Below are 3,325 nucleotides of genomic sequence, written 5' to 3'. Positions count from 1 at the left end.
CCGCGGGCTGCTCGGCCACGGACTGCTCCGCTTGGCCCCCGGCCCCCGGCTGCTCGGCCGCGGCTGGCGCTGGGGCCTGCTCGGCTGTGGCCGTCGCCGCGGCGGTGGGTTGCGCTGCCGGACCGGTGCCGGCGCCCGCCGCAACACCCACCAGCTCGCGTATCCTGCTTTCCACATACCTGTCGCTGTAGTGCGACCTGTCGGCGATGCGCTGAACAAGGTCGTCAACGCTCGAGGCTGCGTCCAGGTCCGACGAGTCTACCTCGGCGAACTGGTCAAGGATCTGGTATCGGATCTGCTGCCAGTTTTGCCGCAGCACGCGCTCCACCTGCTGCGTTTCCTGCTGATTCATTATCATCACTCTACCCCGGTCGGGCATCCGTCCCACGGCTGAGCCTATGACGCGGGCAGAGACTGTCAACCGCAGAAACCACCATCCGCCGCCAGGGCCACGCGGCAGGACGAGCGACGACGAAAGCGCCGGCTGACGGATATTTCTTATCAAGGGGGAAGAAAGGAAATATCCCGGCCGTTGAGGTGGGTCCTGGTTGATTCGTGGTCAGGTCGACGAGTTGAGGGCTTCTCGGACTTTGGCGAGCAGGACCCGTTCGGAGAAGGGCTTTTCGAGCAGGATGACACCGGGATCAAGTTTCCCCTGGGTGGCGAGGACCGGGTGGGCGTAGCCGGACATGTAGAGCACCCGGATGCCGGGGCGGGTGGAGCGGATCCGGCTGGCGAGTTCCTTGCCCTGCAGGCGCGGCATGATGACGTCGGTCAGCAGCAGGTGGATGGGGCCGGGGTGGTCGGCAGCGAGGGGGATGGCCTCGTCGGCGGAGGTAGCGGTGAGGACCTGGTAGCCGTTGCGGGCAAGCAGGCGGCGGGTGACCTCGAGGATGGCGGGCTGGTCCTCGACGAGCAGGACGGTCTCGCCCGCGTGTGCCGGAGTGCCGGTCGTGGTGTCCGGCTGACCGGCGGCGTCCGTGGTGGTGGTGGCGGCGGTGGCGGGGAGCAGGCAGCGAATGGTGGTGCCAACCCCGGGGTCGGAGTAGATGTCGGTGTTTCCGCCGGCCTGGCTGATGATCCCGTAGACGGTGGCGAGGCCGAGGCCGGAGCCTTCCCCCTTGGGTTTCGTGGTGAAGAACGGTTCGAAGACCCGGGCAAGGACCTCCGGGGGCATGCCGGTGCCGCTGTCGGAGACGCGGATCCGGGCATACGGGCCGGCTTTCACGCCCGGGCGTTCGCCCGCGTAGTCCGGATCGATCGTGATGTTGGCGGTGTCGATGGTCAGCACGCCGCCGTCGGGCATGGCGTCGCGGGCGTTGACGGCAAGGTTGGTCAGGACCTGTTCGATCTGGCCGGGGTCGGCCAGGATGGGCCACAGCTCGGGTTGCAGATGAATGTGCAGCTCGATGTGTTCGCCCAGGGTGCGGTGCAGCAGGTTCTCCAGGTCGGTGACGACCTGGTTGAGGTCGAGTACCCGGGGCTGCACGGTTTCGCGGCGGCCGAAGGTGAGGAGCTGGTGGGTGAGCGCGGTGGCGCGGTCAGCGGCGCGTTGGATCTGTTCGATGTCGCGCAGCACGTCGTTCCACCGTCCGCCCGCGGTCTGTGTGGCGGCAGCCTGGGCGACCTCCTCGGCGACGAACGAGGCATAGTTGATGACGACGCCGAGGAGGTTGTTGAAGTCGTGCGCCACCCCGCCGGCGAGCTGGCCGAGGCTTTCCAACCGCTGGGACTGGTGGAGCTGGGCCTCGAAGTTGCGGCGTTGCGCCTCGACGCGCAACCGTTCCCCCTCGGCCTGGGCTTCGAGGCGGTCGCTGACGTCCCGGACCGCCGCGGAGACGAGTATTCCCTCCTCGGTCTCCAACGGGCTGAGACTGATTTCCACGGGGAACTCGCTGCCGTTGCGGCGGCGGGCGGCGAGCTGGAGGCCGGCACCCATCGGCCGGGGGCGGGGGGCGGCGAAGTAGCGGTTCCGATGATCAGGATGGACGGCGCGGACACCGACCGGGATGAGGATCTCGACCGGTTGGCCGACCAGCTCGTCGCGGGTGTAGCCGAACAGCCGCTCGGCCTGCGCGTTGACCAGGACGATCTGTCCATCGGGGCGGACTCCGATGATCGCGTCGGGCGCGGCTTCCAGCAGGCCGCGGAACTTCGCCTCGGCCCGTTTGCGGTCGGTCACGTCACGCACGGCCGCGGAGACAATCGTTCCCTCCTCGGTCTCCAACGGGCTGAGACTGATCTCGGCGGGGAACTCGCTGCCGTCGCGGCGGCGCCCGGCCAGTTCCATGCCGGCACCCATCGGCCGCGGCCGGGGATCGGCGAAGTAGCGGTTCCGATGATCAGGATGGACGGCGCGGACACCGACCGGGATGAGGATCTCGACCGGTTGGCCGACCAGCTCGTCGCGGGTGTAGCCGAACAGCCGCTCGGCCTGCGCATTGACCAGGACGATGGCCCCATCGTCCCGGACGGCGACGATCGCGTCCGGTGCCGCCTCCAACAGACCGCTGGCCAGGTCTGAGGAACCCTTCACCACATCACCACGATCGGTAATCGGCCCGGCTCTTTAAGTGAGGCGGAGTGGACCGTAGCACAGATGCCGACCCCCCGTGCCGACCCGTGCCAACCCGCCACCGTGGTTCACCGCTTATGCGTGCCTTCTCCCGGAGGACCGACCTGATCGGCTTGGTGGGATCCCGGCGGGTGGTTTTGAGGCGCCGGTGGATCGGGAAGCCATCTGATGGCGTAACACTCGGCCTCGGCGGCACGTTCTCGGCGGCGGCGCCCGGGCCGATCCCGGGCGCCGACCAGAAAGCCGAGGTCAGCGTGGCAGTGCCGCCGGCACTGACCGACCGGGAGCTGGCGCTGTTCGGAGAACTGGCGGCCACCTCGACCTTCGACCCGAGGAACTCCGACCCGAGGAACTCCGACCCCAGAAAGTCCGATCCGAGCAAGGGATCCCGGCGATGACCATCCCATTCCCGTCGCGGCAGCGGACGGCGCCGTCGACCACCCGGCCGCGTTACCCGCTGGCACCAGCCCGGAAGCTGACCGTGGAGACGGTCGCCAGCCACGGCGGGCTGCATCCCGACCTGGTCCGCCGGTTCGTGGCGCTCGGCCTGCTGGAGGCCTCCCGCGACGGCGAACTGGTCGTCAGCTGTCAGGCAGCGGACGCACGGCACGGGCTCGCCTCCTGAACCCCGACCCCGGGGGCCGGCCGGGGCCCCCTCCAGACCGGCCGGCCCCCTCCAGGGACACCTACCGGTCAGCGACGAACCGACGGCGCCACGCTAGCGCCGAGACCGGTGCCGCCCGGCCCGGC

3 protein-coding genes and 1 pseudogene are annotated in these 3,325 nt (G+C 69.3%); 2 read left to right on the top strand and 2 right to left on the bottom strand.

The window, feature by feature from the left end; genetic code table 11:
* Window positions 1-127 precede the first annotated feature (127 nt).
* Window positions 128-352, bottom strand: a pseudogene (locus tag AC08OO_RS03485) (hypothetical protein); the annotation flags it as partial.
* 207 nt (window positions 353-559) lie between these two features.
* Window positions 560-2,536, bottom strand: coding sequence for a hybrid sensor histidine kinase/response regulator (locus AC08OO_RS03480; protein WP_476618230.1), 1,977 nt, complete (start codon window positions 2,534-2,536; stop codon window positions 560-562).
* Window positions 2,537-2,706: 170 nt separating this feature from the next.
* Here AC08OO_RS03480 and AC08OO_RS03475 point away from each other — a divergent pair, with 170 nt between their 5' ends.
* Both AC08OO_RS03475 and AC08OO_RS03470 read left to right on the top strand, forming a co-directional pair.
* Window positions 2,707-2,973 carry a hypothetical protein gene (locus tag AC08OO_RS03475; RefSeq protein ID WP_476618229.1) on the top strand — a complete coding sequence of 89 codons (267 nt, stop codon included), beginning with the start codon at window positions 2,707-2,709 and terminating at the stop codon, window positions 2,971-2,973.
* Window positions 2,970-3,200 carry a hypothetical protein gene (locus AC08OO_RS03470; protein ID WP_476618228.1) on the top strand — a complete coding sequence of 77 codons (231 nt, stop codon included), beginning with the start codon at window positions 2,970-2,972 and terminating at the stop codon, window positions 3,198-3,200. The genes AC08OO_RS03475 and AC08OO_RS03470 overlap by 4 nt, the downstream gene beginning before the upstream one ends.
* The last annotated feature ends 125 nt before the right edge of the window (window positions 3,201-3,325 follow it).

This window comes from Frankia sp. CeCAU1, from assembly GCF_977971845.1.
This window is presented reverse-complemented; position numbering and strand designations above follow the sequence as displayed.

Coding starts and splice junctions, on each gene's coding strand:
- AC08OO_RS03470 (WP_476618228.1), top strand. CDS start 2,970: ATGACCATCCCATTCCCGTCGCGGCAGCGGACGGCGCCGTCGACCACC.